Origin of the sequence: cf. Phormidesmis sp. LEGE 11477, assembly GCF_015207105.1 — a bacterium.
In the GTDB taxonomy this organism is placed as follows: domain Bacteria; phylum Cyanobacteriota; class Cyanobacteriia; order Phormidesmidales; family Phormidesmidaceae; genus Phormidesmis.
Genome location: NZ_JADEXO010000031.1, coordinates 16,895 through 32,403, shown reverse-complemented (window position 1 = coordinate 32,403; position 15,509 = coordinate 16,895). Strand labels below are relative to the sequence as shown.

At 48.6% G+C, this 15,509-nt stretch carries 14 protein-coding genes; 10 read left to right on the top strand and 4 right to left on the bottom strand.

Annotated elements, in window-relative coordinates; genetic code table 11:
* Window positions 1–915, bottom strand: a complete 915-nt coding sequence (locus IQ256_RS11225; protein WP_193855636.1) for a DUF72 domain-containing protein — start codon at window positions 913–915, stop codon at window positions 1–3.
* 123 nt (window positions 916–1,038) lie between these two features.
* On the opposite strand from IQ256_RS11225, the gene IQ256_RS11220 reads away from it, so the two are divergent.
* Together IQ256_RS11220 and IQ256_RS11215 are read left to right on the top strand one after the other, a co-directional pair.
* On the top strand, window positions 1,039–1,266 hold the full coding sequence (locus IQ256_RS11220) for a hypothetical protein (RefSeq protein ID WP_193855635.1): 228 nt from the start codon (window positions 1,039–1,041) through the stop codon (window positions 1,264–1,266).
* Between the two features lie 194 nt (window positions 1,267–1,460).
* The gene (locus tag IQ256_RS11215) at window positions 1,461–1,676 is read left to right on the top strand and encodes a hypothetical protein (protein ID WP_193855634.1); all 216 of its coding nucleotides are present in this window, start codon (window positions 1,461–1,463) and stop codon (window positions 1,674–1,676) included.
* 6 nt (window positions 1,677–1,682) lie between these two features.
* Here IQ256_RS11215 and pheS read toward each other — a convergent pair whose 3' ends face one another.
* Window positions 1,683–2,663, bottom strand: a complete 981-nt coding sequence (gene pheS / locus IQ256_RS11210; protein WP_193855659.1) for a phenylalanine--tRNA ligase subunit alpha — start codon at window positions 2,661–2,663, stop codon at window positions 1,683–1,685.
* Window positions 2,664–2,930: 267 nt separating this feature from the next.
* Between pheS and surE the strand changes: the two genes are divergently transcribed.
* The 5 genes from surE (at window position 2,931) to IQ256_RS11185 (ending at window position 7,460) form a co-directional block, all read left to right on the top strand.
* Window positions 2,931–3,860: a 5'/3'-nucleotidase SurE gene (gene surE, locus IQ256_RS11205; RefSeq protein ID WP_228024782.1), complete on the top strand. Its 930-nt coding sequence runs from the start codon at window positions 2,931–2,933 to the stop codon at window positions 3,858–3,860.
* A 332-nt stretch (window positions 3,861–4,192) separates the two neighbouring features.
* On the top strand, window positions 4,193–5,071 hold the full coding sequence (locus IQ256_RS11200) for an MBL fold metallo-hydrolase (RefSeq protein WP_193855633.1): 879 nt from the start codon (window positions 4,193–4,195) through the stop codon (window positions 5,069–5,071).
* Between the two features lie 388 nt (window positions 5,072–5,459).
* Window positions 5,460–6,014 carry a bleomycin hydrolase gene (locus IQ256_RS11195; protein ID WP_193855632.1) on the top strand — a complete coding sequence of 185 codons (555 nt, stop codon included), beginning with the start codon at window positions 5,460–5,462 and terminating at the stop codon, window positions 6,012–6,014.
* 80 nt (window positions 6,015–6,094) lie between these two features.
* Window positions 6,095–6,589, top strand: coding sequence for a bleomycin hydrolase (locus IQ256_RS11190; RefSeq protein WP_006455006.1), 495 nt, complete (start codon window positions 6,095–6,097; stop codon window positions 6,587–6,589).
* 241 nt (window positions 6,590–6,830) lie between these two features.
* Window positions 6,831–7,460, top strand: coding sequence for a HEAT repeat domain-containing protein (locus IQ256_RS11185; protein WP_193855631.1), 630 nt, complete (start codon window positions 6,831–6,833; stop codon window positions 7,458–7,460).
* A gap of 40 nt (window positions 7,461–7,500) precedes the next feature.
* On the opposite strand, the gene sbcD is transcribed toward IQ256_RS11185, so the two are convergent.
* A complete protein-coding gene (sbcD, locus tag IQ256_RS11180) occupies window positions 7,501–8,814 on the bottom strand; it encodes an exonuclease subunit SbcD (RefSeq protein ID WP_193855630.1) in 1,314 nt (437 codons plus the stop codon).
* 112 nt (window positions 8,815–8,926) lie between these two features.
* Window positions 8,927–10,765: an ATP-binding protein gene (locus IQ256_RS30385; RefSeq protein ID WP_193855629.1), complete on the bottom strand. Its 1,839-nt coding sequence runs from the start codon at window positions 10,763–10,765 to the stop codon at window positions 8,927–8,929.
* 902 nt (window positions 10,766–11,667) lie between these two features.
* On the opposite strand from IQ256_RS30385, the gene IQ256_RS30215 reads away from it, so the two are divergent.
* The 3 genes from IQ256_RS30215 to IQ256_RS11160 all read left to right on the top strand — a co-directional run bounded on the left by IQ256_RS30215 (window position 11,668) and on the right by IQ256_RS11160 (window position 15,488).
* The gene (locus IQ256_RS30215; protein ID WP_193855628.1) at window positions 11,668–13,038 is read left to right on the top strand and encodes a matrixin family metalloprotease; all 1,371 of its coding nucleotides are present in this window, start codon (window positions 11,668–11,670) and stop codon (window positions 13,036–13,038) included.
* Window positions 13,039–13,105: 67 nt separating this feature from the next.
* Complete coding sequence (locus IQ256_RS11165; protein WP_193855627.1) at window positions 13,106–13,708, top strand: Uma2 family endonuclease; 603 nt, start codon at window positions 13,106–13,108, stop codon at window positions 13,706–13,708.
* A 142-nt stretch (window positions 13,709–13,850) separates the two neighbouring features.
* The gene (locus tag IQ256_RS11160) at window positions 13,851–15,488 is read left to right on the top strand and encodes a DEAD/DEAH box helicase family protein (protein WP_193855626.1); all 1,638 of its coding nucleotides are present in this window, start codon (window positions 13,851–13,853) and stop codon (window positions 15,486–15,488) included.
* Window positions 15,489–15,509 lie beyond the last annotated feature (21 nt).

Here is a 15,509-nt window from a genome sequence, read left to right as displayed (position 1 = left end):
TCAAAACAGATTCAGCTGCTCTAAAGGCTGCTCTAGATGCATCCATGGCAAGGGAGGCACCTTCACTTTCGCCTCTTCTAGCATCGTTTGAAAATGCCGGGCGACTCTAGGCGACTCTACTTCCATCGGACAGTGTACAAAAAAGTAAACCTGCTTACCTATGCTCAACCATTCATTGACTTGGCTTACCCATTCAGCGAGATAGTCCTGATTGCGTAATATCCTCGGATGGCTGATGTAGCGCACAATCGCAAAGTCGCTCGTCACTTGAGGCTGCAAAGGAACCTTTGGCTTTCGTCGGTTAGAGCGCATTTGCGGATCGATATCGCCTTCGGTTTCATGGATGTACATCATCCGGCTATCTAGCAATACCTGCCCTACATTTAGATCAGTCAATAGCGCTCTTAGCCGGTCTGCGAAGGGTGGCCGAAACCAATCTAAATGCCGCACTTCTACAGCCACTGGTACAGACTCCTGGGGCCAAGCCTCTAGAAAATTCTTTAGATCGTTAAACGCAGCTGGAGCGTAGCTAGGCGGTAGCTGAATCATTATCGGACCTAAGTGTGTACCTAACCCCTGCTGCATCAAAGATAAGAAAGTCTGCGCTGCTGGTAAATGCGCCATTAACGGACCCGCGTGAGTAATCAGACGAGGCAGCTTTGGACAAAAGCGAAAGTCTGCGGGCGTATTATCCGACCAGCGCTTCACTATTTCTGGTGAAGGAACCGAGTAAAAGGTGGTATTACCTTCTACACTTAACATCCGCTCACCATAGAGCTTCAAAAAGTTAGTCGACTGGCTCTTTGCTGGATAGAAACTACCTACCCAATCTTTAAATGCCCAGACTGCACAGCCTAGTCGAAAATTAAGCGGGTCTGGCAAAGTTTTTTCCTTCACTACACTCAAATCAGCCACATTACCGCTTGGAAAAAGCAGCCTACACCCTTATACAACGGGTATGGTGACTACATCGCCAACTTGTATGTCTAATGTGACTCCTAATTTAACTAAAATACTTTTCTAGGTAAAAGTCTCACTATGCATGAACACATCGCCATCCCTGATTATCCAGCGGTTACTTGGGCTTTCGTCTACCGAGGGATGAAAGTCGAGGTGACGACATCTACGCACTATGAGCAGCAGATTTATTCAGCCTGGGTGACCTACGACACTGGTAGCGCTGTTGCTGTACCAAGAGCAGACAGCCCCGAACGTGCGATCGCCCAAGCCAAGAAATGGATACACACTCACTTTGATTGGGAATAGCAGACGGGCGTTGCGGTGAAGGTATGTAGCCTGTACCAAATGCATACTCTAGGAGAAGCTATAGACTCATCGGACTTGATGCGTCTCCGTATATCCATGTAAATACTCAGATACAAATATTACCTGCTGGGAACTTTGAATGCAGGCTCAATGAACCATGAGCCATCACAGTATTTGAAGCGCACGAAACTCCCATGACGACAGACGCATCCTCAATCATTACTCATTTTGCCGACTACGCCGCCGAAGGGGATGAGCCAGCCGATCTTTTGCTCAAAGAGCTGATTCCGCCACAGCTCAGCGAGCTAGACCTTCCCCACGCGCCGAAAAAACCGGCGTTGCCCGCCAAAGAGGGTTCTATCGAAACTATCCGCATCCCCTGCAAGCTCTACAAGCCGGCCACAGCCTAAAGCATTCTAAAACTGTCTTAGAAATCTAAGATCACTCTTATATAGTCGTCTGATGTCGTCGATTTTGCTTTGAACCATTGCTAGCCGCTCTACGCCTAAGCCCGCCGCAAACCCAGAATAAACTTCAGGGTCACAACCTACTGCTTTGAGCACGTTAGGATCGATCATGCCGCAGCCCATCACTTCTAGCCACTGCCCCTGCCAGCGAACATCGACTTCTGCAGAAGGCTCTGTGAAGGGGAAATAGCTAGGGCGAAAGCGAACCTCAATATCGCCAAACAGCGCTTCTAAAAATAGCTGAACCGTACCACGCAAGTCGGTGAACGTGATGTCTGTGTCTACCGCAAAGAATTCAATCTGGTGAAAGACCGCTGAGTGGGTAGCATCGACCGTATCACGACGGTAGCAGCGCCCAGAGGCCAGTACCCGCATCGGTGGTGGGTTGTTCTCCATGTAGCGGATTTGCGTATTGGATGTGTGCGTACGCATGAGCTGACCACCGGGTAGATACAGCGTGTCTTGCATATCGCGAGCGGGATGATCTGGCAAGAAATTAAGCGCTTCAAAGTTGTAATAGTCGCTTTCAATCTCTTGGCTTTGGGCGACAGTGTAGCCTAGCCCAACAAAAATATCGGTGATTTGGTCGATGATGCTGTTAATCGGGTGAACTCGACCTTGAGGTACGTAGACGCCTGGCATCGTCACATCTATGGTCTCGGCTGCTAGCTGAGCCTGAATCTCAGCGACTTGCAGATCTGACTTACGCTGGTCGATAGCCGACTGTAAAGCAGTCTTGGCTTGATTCGCCATTGCACCAACTTTGGGCCGCTCTGCGGCTGACAGCTTACCCATACCGCCCAACACTTTGGAGAGATCGCCTTTCTTTCCTAAATACTTAACACGGGCCGTTTCTAAATCTTCCAGGCTGCTAGCGGCGTTAATGTCTGCTATGGCGCTTTGCTGAACGGCACTTAGCTGGGATTCGATTTCGGTTGAGGTGGTGGCGCTCACGGCTACTCCAAACAGAATTAAACAAACAGAGTCGAAATAGGGGGTAGACCTTGCTAATTGTGCCAATTAGTCGCCAATTAGTCTACGTTAACTTGCCCAAGGAATCTAGAGCGTGACTCGCGTGTACCTGCTGCATTAGGTACACGCGAGTCAGTTGGCCTGTTGTACTACAAGGCTTCTAACCTGTAATCATGTACTTCAGCCACGTGAGAAACGCTCATAGGCTTTCACAGGGAATAAGCTATGAAGATATTGGTGAGCAATGACGATGGTGTGTTCGCTTTGGGAATCAGAGCGCTGGCGAATGCGCTAGCGAAGGCGGGTCATCAAGTAACTGTGGTCTGCCCTGATCGCGAGCGATCGGCAACGGGACACGGATTAACGCTACATGAACCGTTGCGAGTGGAGCAGGCAGAAGGGGTATTCGCACCAGAAGTAACGGCATGGGCTTGCTCTGGAACGCCGTCGGACTGCGTGAAGCTGGCGTTAGACGCGCTGCTATCTGACAAGCCAGACTTTTTAGTGTCAGGAATTAATCACGGTGCCAACCTGGGAACGGATGTGCTGTATTCAGGCACAGTGTCAGCGGCGATGGAAGGCGTACTAGAAGGCGTTAGCGCGATCGCAATCAGCCTGCTTAGCGGCTACCCAAACTTTCAGCCTGCGGCTAATTTTGCTGTTGAGCTCGTTACTGAGTTAGAAAAACAGCCTCTACGCCTTCCTGTGCTCTTAAATGTCAATATTCCGCCTGTAGAAGCTGCAAAAATTCAGCCGCCAGTCATCACTCGCCAGGGTGTACGACGGTATTTCGATCAGTTTGAGAAACGAGTGGACCCTAGGGGCAGGATCTATTACTGGCTAGCAGGAGAGGTCATGGAAGAAGAAGACGCTGAAATCCCAGTGCCAGCCGAGCAGGCATCTAGCTCACCGAGTCGCAACGCATTAAGCAAAGCACTCATAGAAGTCAGCCAGCAGTTTATGACAGACGTACAGGCAATCAAGCAAAACCACATCACGATCACCCCGCTTCAGGGAAATTTGACAGCCTACACAGCCTTGACGTTTATCGATGGCTGGAAGAAGCAAAGCTTACAAAACATGGATCAAGCTCTAAAGAGTACAGCTCGCACAGATAAGATCGTAGATAAAGAAGAAAAGAGCATAAAAAGGTGAGAGAAACGTAGAGAAAAGGTATAAACACCAACATTTTTCATTTTGTTGTGATCTCGATCTCATTACTAAATAACAAAACTTTTGCAAAACAAGGAATCGAAGGACCGTTCTGATAGCGACGACTTAGCGATGAAGTCTTATGGGTGTACTTAAATAAGCTGCACACATAACGAATAGGTGAATATCGAAAGGTAATAACCTTGCTTGGGCATTCTGCAAGCAGGAATTTATTTTTTAGTCGAGTACTGAAGGACTCCTTTAGCCGAATGAAGGGTGCTGCTAACTGTTAAAAATACACTGCGATTCCGCTTAAACCACTTCGCGTAAAGCTCATGTCAGATCAGCAAAATCAGTTTTCGATATGCTTTTGGGGCGTCCGAGGGAGCGTTGCCTGCCCAGGGGAGGATACAGTTCGCTATGGAGGTAACACGGCCTGCATTGAGATGAACGTCGGCGGACATCAGCTCATCTTTGATGGCGGTACTGGGTTGCGTAACTTGGGGCAAAAGATGCTTGCCCAAATGCCGATCAAAGCGAATATGTTCTTCACCCATTCGCATTGGGATCATATTCAGGGGTTTCCCTTTTTTGTTCCGGCTTTTATTCCAGGCAACCGGTTCAAGATTCATGGGGCGATCGCACCCAATGGCTCTACCATCGAACAGCGCCTCAACGACCAGATGCTGCACCCCAACTTCCCTGTGCCGCTGCAGATTATGGGTGCGACCCTAGAGTTCTGCGATATTGAAGTCGGAGAAGTTGTCAAAATCGGTGACGTTGAGATTAGTAACGCTATGCTCAATCATCCAGGCGAAGCCATTGGCTATCGCGTTAGCTATCGCGGTCATTCGGCGGCATATATTAGCGACACCGAGCATTTTCCCAATCGACTAGATGAGAACGTCTTACACCTGGCCCGCAATGCCGACGTCATGATCTATGACTGTACCTATACAGATGACGAATACCATCATAAGCACTCGGGCAAAGTTGGCTGGGGGCATTCTACTTGGCAAGAGGCGGTCAAAGTAGCCAAAGCAGCTCAGGTCAAACAATTGATCATCTTCCATCACGACCCCGGACACACTGACGATTTTATGGACGATATCGCCCGTCAAACGTCCATTGCTATGCCAGGTAGCGTTGTTGCCAAAGAAGGTATGGTCCTCAATCTAATTAAGGAGGCCGCACCAACAGCCATAGCCGTTTAGTTAGCAATGCGATCTTCTAATTGCTAGGGGGATTTAGCGATTATCTGCTGTGGACCATGCGCTTCTATTGATTGCTTTGACTTGATTGCTTTGACTTGATTGCCTTGATCAGACGCTGTGGGTGAGTGCTCTGATCAGGCGCGCTTTGACTAGGCCCTCTGGATAATGCGAAGTGTTAAGGATTGATGCGTTTATGTAACAAGGAACAGACTTCTATGAGGAGCTGTATCGCCTTGCTGCCAAAGGGGTTGAAGAAAACTGCCGTGAGATTGTAACGGATTATTGCTTTGTTTTTAATAAAGCAGACTAGGCGACAGGTCTTCTCGTAGTCTTGTATCACTGGCCACATAAGCGGGTCAGTTGCTGTATTACGAAGAAGGAGAGCTTGATGCTTGACGCTTTCTCTAGAGCCGTTGTTTCGGCTGATTCTAAGACCGCTACTATTGGTGGCGACGAACTCGAAGCGCTGAAGGGCTTTGTTTCCGAAGGGAACAAGCGTCTAGACGCTGTTAACGCGATCGCTTCTAACGCTAGCTGCATCGTTTCTGACGCTGTTTCCGGCATGATCTGTGAGAACACTGGCTTGATTCAAGCTGGTGGTAACTGCTACCCCACTCGTCGCATGGCTGCTTGCCTGCGCGATGGCGAGATTGTTTTGCGCTATGTCACTTACGCATTGCTCGCAGGTGATGCTTCTGTGCTTGATGACCGCTGCCTCAACGGTTTGAAAGAGACCTATGCTGCTCTGGGCGTGCCAACTGGTTCTGCTGCTCGCGCAGTCAACATCATGAAGGCTTCTAGCATCGCTCACCTCAAGGGTACGAATACTCCTGAAGGCGGCGGCGCTCGCTACAACAAGAACGATGCACCCCAGGGCGACTGTTCTGCTCTCGCTTCTGAAGCTGCTGGCTATTTTGATCGCGTTGTATCTGCTCTTTCCTAGTTGCCGCCTGGCAATTAGCTTTTGAGCTTGTTTACCGAACCTAACCGATCAAACATAACTAAACTTTGGAGATTTGAGAAATGAAATCAGTTGTTACTTCTGCTATTGCTTCGGCTGATGCTGCCGGACGTTTTCCTGGCTCTGCTGACCTGCAGGCTGTTCAAGGTGGATTGCAGCGGGCGGCTGCTCGCCTAGAGGCTGCTGAAAAACTAAACTCTGGTCTAGACCAGGTTGCTCAAGAAGCTTATGACGCTGCCTTTAAGAAGTACCCTTACCTCACCAACGAAGGTGAAGCAGGCGGCAACCAGGGCAAGAAGGACAAGTGCCTTCGCGACATCAAGCACTACCTACGTCTGATCAACTACTGTCTAGTTGTTGGCGGTACAGGCCCTCTAGATGAGTGGGGCATTGCTGGTGCGCGTGAAGTGTACCGTTCTTTGAACCTGCCTACAGCGCCTTATGTGACTGCGATGCAGTTCACTCGTGATCGCGCTTGTGCGCCTCGTGATATGTCGCCTCAGGCGCTTACTGAGTTCCGCGCTCTGCTCGACTACGTGATCAACTCCCTCTCATAGGGCTCTGTCGGTAGGTTCTACGCTTGTCTATATCCTAGGTTCATAGCACCTACCAAAGAGAGTCATCGAGCCTGGTTCAGTTCCCTGGCCTAGGGCTTGAAAGACGTTAAAAAACGTGAAACGTTAAAAACCGAAACGTTAAAAAACAAGAGCTTCTGGCTAATGCCTTATGACTAGGGATTTTCCAGAAGCCTTTTTTATGATTTTGTAGCCTTATTATCATTAGTTTTCATGAGTTGTTATGGTGGCCGATTCCGTTTTCGCTCAGCTCAAGCATCCCAATCCGGCTATGCGGCAGCGAGCCATGATAGAGATCGTGGATAATCGCGATCAGCAGACCATCCCTAAACTGATGGCAGCACTGGCAGAAGAGGATGTGGTCTATCGCCGCGCCTGTGTAAAAACGCTAGGTGCAATTGGCATGGCCTCTGTTCCGGTGGTGGTCGAACAAATGCTCAATAGCGAAGATGATACGGTGAGAGCTAGCTGCACAAAAGCGATGGCCCAGATTGCGGTTTATCATCCTGAAGAGCCTTTTCCTACTGAGGGGCTAGCGGGATTGCGTCAGGCGATGAATGATCCCTATCCAGTTGTGCAGATCGCGGCGGTGATGTCGCTAGGTGAAGTGGGAGTGCCGGCGGTCGACACCCTGCTAGAGGCGTTAGAGACAACAGACAATGTAGTGATCGCGCTAACCATCACGAATACGCTAGGTTCTATTGGTGACCCGCGAGCGCTTGAGGTCTTGCGCCAGCTGATCGCCGATAACTCAGTTGACAGCTACGTAAGAGAAACAGCAGAGAGTGCGCTGCCGCGTCTAGAACAGGTGATGACCACTAGGGAAGCAAAGGGCAGCTTACGCGATCAATAGTGAACGGTAAAGGGTCAGTTAGCATTTACAGGTCAAATCTCTACAAAAGCCTAAGCTGATGGCTGTCTTCTGCTATGGCGAGCAGTTCCTGAGAGTCTGTGGCTGCCTCGACAGTCTTTCCTATGGTCTTATCGCCGTTCGGGTCTTGGCTCAAGAGCGCTTGGGCGGCCTGGAGAATATCGGGGGCGATCGCGGCTAAATCTTGTCGATTATCTAAGTAAGCCTGCAGTGCGCTCATCGGCAGCAGCGTGTTGTCTGTACCAAGCTCGGGCAGTCTGGGCCTAGAGGTCTGGCTAACGAGCTGCGGCTGAATTGTGTAGCTATGAGCAGTGGCTAATGCGTCACCGAGCAGGGTATTGTCTATCGTCTCTATCTGACTAGCACTAACTTGGTAAATCACTCTGACTACTGCCTGCGCGATTGCCGACTGTTCAATGGCTTCGATCAAGCGCGACTGTGGATTCTCTGATGTTGTCAGATCGACTTCTATCGTTTTAAACGTCCGTGCTGGCAGGGCTTGAAATTCCGCAGTTGTCTTTCCCTGGCCGATCTCAACTATGACGTAGCCTTTCTCTTCCTTTTCCTCGCTAAAATCTACTCGTTCAATACTGCCAGGATAGATGGCTAGCGGGCACTGATTGACCTGCTGGTATTTATGCACGTGCCCTAAGGCAATGTAATCGAAGCAGTCACGCGCTAGAATCGCCATAGGCACCGTAAATCCTTTCCCAACCGCTAAAAATTTTTCTGCCCCATAGCGAGCAGTATCAGTCATTACATGCGCCAAGAGCACCGTTGGAACCGCCCTATCTAATTTACGAATCTCTCCTTCTAGAACAACTCTGAGCTTTTCTAATAACAGCTCTGCGATCTCCTCGGTCGAAAGTCCTTGGGTCTCTGGGCGGGTGAGCAGCGTAGAGCGGGTGAGCCAGGGAAGCGTCACAATCTGAATAGGGCCACTTTGAGTTTCGATTTGATGCGTTGTCAGCGTATCGCCGACAATGAACCCTGGAACACCCAGCGTACGGTAGATACAAAGGCTGGCACCACCAGCCCCTTGAGCGTGCTGATCGTGATTGCCGACTAATAGAACAGTGGGAATGCTCGCTTCGACCAGGCGGCAGAATTCCTTTGCAAATGCCTGCTGGATATAAGGTGGCGGGGTGGCATCAGGGAAAGCATCACCCCCAAAAAGAACGAGATCGACTTCTTGGGCGATCGCATCGTCTACGCACCGACACAACGCCCGTGAAAAATCTTCTAGCCTAGTGTTCAGTCCCGTTTCCGGGTTGATTCGACCATGACTAAAACCGCTGCCCATATGAATATCTGATAGATGCAGAATTTTGATCATGAGTCAAACAATGCTGAAGAAATTGGATAAAGAGACTTTCTAATGAGATTACGGACTTACGAGATTACGAACTTATGAGATTACGGGCAATACGTGTAATGGTAAGCGAAATTCAGCGTGATTGTTCTAGCACCGGATCTCCGATCACCAATGGCAAGAAAACTGTAACAGTCGTACCTTTTTCTACTGATGAGCCAATCGTCATACTGCCGCCGTGAGCTTCAACGATACGTTTAGTAATGGCTAGACCTAGACCATTACCGTCGGCTTTTGTAGAAATGAAAGGCTGGGTCAGCTTAGGAAGAACCTCGGGTGGAATCGGATCGCCGCCGTTATGCACTTGGATTTTGACGTGCTGTGTTGAGTTGGATTGCAAAGAGGTAGGCGGTTGAAAAACGTGTTCCCCAAAAGCTCGTTGCAATTGCCAAGTGACAGTTTCTTTGGGGGAAATAGCTTCGCATGCATTCGTGACTAAATTGATGAAGACCTGTTTGAGTTTGTCGCGATCGCCTTTTACTATTAATGGTTCTGGCTGCGTGATTAGCTGAATAGTTTTGTCTGTTGCAGCGGGTAATTCTTGCAGCGATCGCAGTAACTCTTTGGATAAATCGTTAATTTCAATCCGTTCTTCGACCAGCTTTTGCTCCTTAGAGTAGGTCAAGATTTCGTTGAGCAACCGCTTCAGTCGCTCAGATTCTTCCATCGCAAGAGATAGCCGCATTTTTCCTCTAGGCGGCAGATCCATGGTCTGAAAAGTAGAAAGTGCCATGTATACGGTGGTAAAGGGATTACGCACTTCATGGACAATCATGGCGGCAAGCTGACCGATTTCTGCTAGGCGCGCTTGGGCTTTTTCGGCCTGTTTGCGATCGCTGATATCCCTTACCAGCGCCAGTGCCTGCTGTTTGCCCGTCATCACCATAAAATTGGCTCGAACCTCTACAGGATAAGTACTGCCATCTTTACGGCGGTGAATGCTCTCCACCGTGACAGGGTTCCCTGCTTGCAATCTTCGCCAAAGAACGTCGTAGTCTTGAGGTGTGAAAGCGGGGTTAACCTCAAACAGATTGTGATGGATCAGTTCGGCTCGCTCATAGTTCAAACTGTTGAGAGCAAATCGATTAATATCCAAGATTTTTGCATGTTCATCTAAAACAAAGATAGATTCTGCAGCCTGTTCTACCAACGTGCGAAAGCGATTTTCGCTTTCTCTGAGCCGATCTTCTGCTTGTTGGCGCTGAGCAATGTTAGTAGAAATGCGCTCAAACATCTGTTGAAAAGCGCCGATAACTGCACCGATCTCATCCTTTTTGTGTCTATAGCGAAGCGATTTGAATGCATACATTGTCGCATTCTCTTCGTTTAAGGCAGCAGGCGCTGCTTCTAACAAATCATCATTGAGTGCGAGCACAGGCGAGATTAATACGGCACGTAAAACCACCATTGTAGTGAGTGTAACTACGGCTGAAATCAGCAGTACCAATCCAAAGATACGCCAGATAAAAGCGCGAACCTCTCGTCGCACACTGGTAGTATCGTGATTAATCACCACCCAATGAGGAATACCCACTAGGGGAAACGTTTGCGCTACCTCGTATCTATCCGCTCTAGGGTTAAAGTTGGACACAAAAGAGTCTGCTACATCTTCTACATCTGAGAAGTCTGTGAAGGTCATGGTCGGTGCTTCGCCAAAGCTCCCGATTGAATTGCCTCTAACGTCGTAGAGGCTGCCACCGACTACGATAGGAATGGCTTCGAGCCGGCTGAGCTTAGCGAGTAGCTGCTCAGGGAAAACTACCTCATCTGTCGTTTTGACATCTACCATTGCGACTTTTAGACTCGCAGAAGATTGTAGAGCTAGTCCTTGTAGCAGCTCTTGCTGTCGCCGGATGACTGATGGAATCAGAATCAGCGCCTCGATCACAACGATACTTCCAAAAATGGAAAGCACTATTTTTTGAGAAAGGCGCGAGCGCAAAAAGCTTAGCAGATCTACTCTGGGCCTATATAGCGGGGAGAATGGCATAGTCTGATAGAGATCTCTATCCTAAAGACCCCTTTGGTAGCTTACCGACAAAGTGATTGAACCAAAATTATAGGCGCTTCTGCAGGGAGCCGACTGAAGTAATGTTCATCAGGTAAGACAGCCATCAATTCTAAAATGAGTATCATTAAAGTGAGCGCTAGCGCAATCTGCATCTAGCGCAATCTGCATCTAGCTTGTGCTCTCATTTAAAGCAACTCTGGTGCTAGAGTAACTGCCCCTTGTCGAATAAATCTCTTGTTAGATAAAGCTAAAATGCTTAGCATTCTGCCGAATTCTCTGCTACGTGCCGTTGAGTAGGTCGCTATATTTAGCGAATAATTTTTATACGGTATAGTTTGAACAGGTTGACTAATAAAAAAATCTAAACTCTGTTCAGCTATCTTTCATCTATTGCTATTCTCACTAAGAATCTGAGAGTTTTGCAGTATACTGCCTCCTGAGTACAGTCCGTCAAAGAATCAAGGAAGTTCTGTCTCTTCTATGATCTATCTCTTTGATAACAGTGCAGATTGGTAGAGGATAAGTGTCTAAGAGGCAAGATTCTAGAGGTAAAACTCGGAGGATTTTACTTTCTCCTAAAGTACGAACATCGGAGCTAAAAAGATCCGCAAAAGCGAGATTTTGTTTTGTAGTTGTCACTAGACTTTTCGTTTGAAAGCAGCCTATGCAGTTATTTTCGCTAGAGCACTTCCGTCAAAACAGCCGCTAGAACAAACGTAAAAATTAGCTTGCAAGCGTTTAGGTGACTTTTGCTGAAGTTTTATCCGAATAAGACCACGTATAACAATATCGAAAGATTGAACTCAATGCACTCCTCCAATACTAATAAGTCAAACGCTGCTTTATCCTCAGACGGTAGCACTGTTAAACTAAAATTCTCTCTGCAAGATCCGATCTTTCGGTGGAATCAACCTAACGGCAAAGGATCTGATATCGCACTGACCTACAGCTATGACAATCTGCTCGATGGGGGAATCAAAGGTGGTATTACCGAATCAGAGATAAAGACCGCAATTGAAGAATCTTTTGAACTATGGGCTCAATATGCGCCGCTTGATTTTGTCGAGGTCGAGGACACTGGGAGAAAGTCTCAAACCAACCCTGATGCAGCAGATATTCGGTTCGGCTATGAAGAGATTGACGGCAGCGGCGGTACTTTAGGAGAGGCCAGCCTGACCTATTTCGGAGACTTGGCAACAGAGGTTGACTTTGATAGCCAAGATAGGTGGGCAACAGAGTGGTCAAACAGTACGTTTGATTTCTTGGCGGTGGCTGTTCATGAAATCGGACATACTTTGGGCCTAGATCATGAATCTGAAGAAGACGCTATTATGCAACCTTTTGCAACAGATATCTATTCGGGTTTAGGTACGGCCTTCTTATATGACGATGATATCAAGGGCATTCGGGCGCTGTATGGAAAAGGAAAGGGGTCAGTTGATCCATTAGACAATCGATCAAATACCTCACCTAGTCCAACCCCTGATCTAACTCCGTCCGATGCGGCTTTGGTGTTAGGAACAAAGGCTAATGACGTGCTGTTAGGTAGCGATCGCGCGCAAACGCTTCAGGGGCTAAGGGGCAACGATCAAATCAGAGCAGGCGATGGCAATGATGTTGTTATTGGTGACAAAGGGAACGATCAGCTATTAGGCGAAGGCGGCGACGATCGGCTATTAGGCGACGACAACAACGATCTGCTCGACGGTGGGGATGGTAACGATAGCCTAGTTGGCGGTCAGGGAAAAGACATGTTGATTGGTGGCAGCGGCGATGATTACCTGACTGGGCGAAAGGGGCGCGATACGCTGATAGGCGTAGGATCTGGTGAAGGCAGCTCTGGTGACAGCGGCGTTGGAGAGAAAGATACGTTAATAGGCGGGGGGCATGGCGATTTGTTTGTATTAGGAAGTCAGGCCGGAGTCTTCTACGACGATGGGCTCTCTGACACGGTGGGAACGGATGACTACGCATTTATTTCAGACTTTCGATCAAATGAAGGCGATCGTATTCAGCTTCACGGTAGTGCCAGCGACTATTCTATCGGGAGAGCCCCTAAAGCAACCAAAGGCGGTCAGGGAATCTTTTTAAACACAGCAGATGAAGCTGAGCTGATCGCGGTCGTTCGCGGGAACAACGGTCTGATGATACAAAGTGAGGCATTCACCTTTGTTTAAATCAGTGGACTCGATACGACTGCGAGCCGACTTGCTATGATTGGGCTACAGTCGCAGGATAGCAATCGTGACATACGCCTCTGTAAGAACGTTCACCGTAGAAGATTTTCTGCTGCAATACGGAGATGACCCTCGTTACGAGCTAATTGATGGAGAGCTAAGAGATTTGGAACCAACCGGCCCGCACGAAGAGGTTTCAGGGAAAGTCTCAGGGTACTGGTTCTCTGCGCTACTCAGTTTGAATAAAGATTGGACAATTCCAAAGAACTGTCTGATCCAGCCGCTAGCTGCTCAGGCAACCACTCTAAGACCAGATGTCATCGTATTAGACAAATCAAAGCTCGAACAAGAGCCGCTTTGGCACAGAGAACCTATTGTTACTTCTGGTGATTCTATTGTAATGGTTGCGGAGATTGTCAGTACTAACTGGCAAGATGACTATGCGCGAAAGGTAGAGGAATATTTGGTGTTAGGAATTAAAGAATACTGGATAGTTGATCTTAGAGGATTGGGGGGGCTTGAGTTTATTGGAAAACCCAAACATCCTACCGTAACGGTTTGCCAGCTTGAAGCCGATAGCTATCACAAGCAACAGTTTCGTCTGCACGATAAGATAGTCTCAGGTATTTTCCCAGACATAAACCTAACGCTGTCTAGGCTAATAGCATAGCGACTTTGGACTGTAGCAATTAGTCTTTCTAGCAGCTAGAAGCATCTGGCAGACCGACATCTGGCATCTGGATATCTGGCAAACTGGGCTTCTATGCGTATATCCTATTGAACGACAAGCTATTTATAAATCCTGTGTCGTTGTGCCTAGCCAAACCTATGAAGCACAGCCTATCGTCGCTGCGCCTACACCTTCTAGCCCCCCCAAGCTGCGTCCCTATCAGGAAAAGCTGATCAAAGATCTCTACGAAGAGCTGAATGTGGGGCATAAAAGAGTCGCCATTATTGCTGGGACGGGGGCTGGAAAGACGATTATCAGCGGCCAGATTTGTGCCCATGCTGAGGCAGCGGGCAAGCGGCTAATGTTTTTGGTGCATCTAGATGTGCTGGTCGGTCAGACTTACGAAAAGATGAAGGCATTTGGTTTGCAGTGCGGCTTTATCAAGGCTGGATGGGAAGAGAATCGGGATGCGCCAATTCAGATTGCCAGTATCCAAACGATGGCAAAACGCAGATGGTGGCAAAAGTGGCCAGCAGATGTGGTGTTTTACGATGAAGGGCATATCACGCTTTTTAGTCAGGTAGGCAAAAAAGTCATGACTAAGACTCATGCGAATGCGGTTCATTTGGTGATGACGGCAACGCCGCTGCGGTTGGGAAAAGAACAGTTAGGAGATTATTTAGAGACTTTGGTGTCTTCGCCTGTACCCAATGTGCTGCAAGAGATGGGCTATCTATCGACGATGAAGTATTACAGTATGCCTAGAGACAGCATGGCGAATCTAGAAGCGGTGAAGACCTCGCGGGGTGACTATGACGAAAAAGATTTGAAGAATGCTTGCGATCGCACCGAACTGGTCGAAAAAATTGTGCAAGAATGGTTTCGCATTGGCAAAGGCAAACGCACCATCGCCTTCTGCGTAGATATAGAACATGCCAACCACGTCGCCGAAGAATTTCGCAAAGCCGGTATCACCGCCGATACAGTCGATGGCAACACCTCTATCAAGGACCGTAAGCGGCTGTATCACGCTCTCAAAACGGGAGAGCTGAGCGTGCTGACCTCCTGCAACGTAATTAGCATTGGCTTTGATGAGCCTAGCGTAGAGGTGGGTCTGATGCTACGCCCAACCATGTCTAGCGCTATGCATTTTCAGCAGCTAGGACGGGTAATGAGAATCTCGCCTCAAACCGGCAAGGCGTACGGCATTATTCTTGATCAAGCTGGCAACTTGCAGCGATTAGGCTTTCCTGAAGATATAGAGAGCTATTCACTGCCGACTAGGAAAGCGTCTTCTGGCGGCGGCGGCGCACCACCGACCAAGCCCTGCCCTGCCTGTGGCAGGATTGTTCTTTCTTTTATCGTGAAATGTCCAGACTGCGCTCATCAGTGGATTAGCGAGCGACCTGTCAACACCGAGAACATGGTGGAAATATATTCAAACGCTCAAGCTCAACAGATCAAAGATGTGCCAACTTTGATAGAGCTGTATCACGGACACCGACGGCGAGCCTACAAACAGGGTAGAGGCCCTGGGTGGGCAGATAGAACCTTTATGGATCAGTGCGGACGCGAGCCCAAAACAGAGTGGTGCCTTGGCTCTCTCTACGGCGCTAGGCCAAATTGGGACGAGCAGCTCGATATTGTTGAGTATCTATGCAACAGCGCCAGAAAAAGCGCCGGGGATTCAGAAGCGTGGATAATCCAAGAGTTTGAGAAGGAGGTCGGGCCTGGGACTTGGTCTAAAATCTCACGCTATAGAGAGCAGCAGCTCGGGTGAATCTCTATTTTGATTGTCCTG

Coding starts and splice junctions, on each gene's coding strand:
- IQ256_RS30215 (WP_193855628.1), top strand. CDS start 11,668: ATGCACTCCTCCAATACTAATAAGTCAAACGCTGCTTTATCCTCAGAC.
- IQ256_RS11200 (WP_193855633.1), top strand. CDS start 4,193: ATGTCAGATCAGCAAAATCAGTTTTCGATATGCTTTTGGGGCGTCCGA.
- IQ256_RS11215 (WP_193855634.1), top strand. CDS start 1,461: ATGACGACAGACGCATCCTCAATCATTACTCATTTTGCCGACTACGCC.
- IQ256_RS11190 (WP_006455006.1), top strand. CDS start 6,095: ATGAAATCAGTTGTTACTTCTGCTATTGCTTCGGCTGATGCTGCCGGA.
- IQ256_RS11195 (WP_193855632.1), top strand. CDS start 5,460: ATGCTTGACGCTTTCTCTAGAGCCGTTGTTTCGGCTGATTCTAAGACC.
- IQ256_RS11220 (WP_193855635.1), top strand. CDS start 1,039: ATGCATGAACACATCGCCATCCCTGATTATCCAGCGGTTACTTGGGCT.
- IQ256_RS11185 (WP_193855631.1), top strand. CDS start 6,831: ATGGTGGCCGATTCCGTTTTCGCTCAGCTCAAGCATCCCAATCCGGCT.
- sbcD (WP_193855630.1), bottom strand. CDS start 8,814: ATGATCAAAATTCTGCATCTATCAGATATTCATATGGGCAGCGGTTTT.
- surE (WP_228024782.1), top strand. CDS start 2,931: ATGAAGATATTGGTGAGCAATGACGATGGTGTGTTCGCTTTGGGAATC.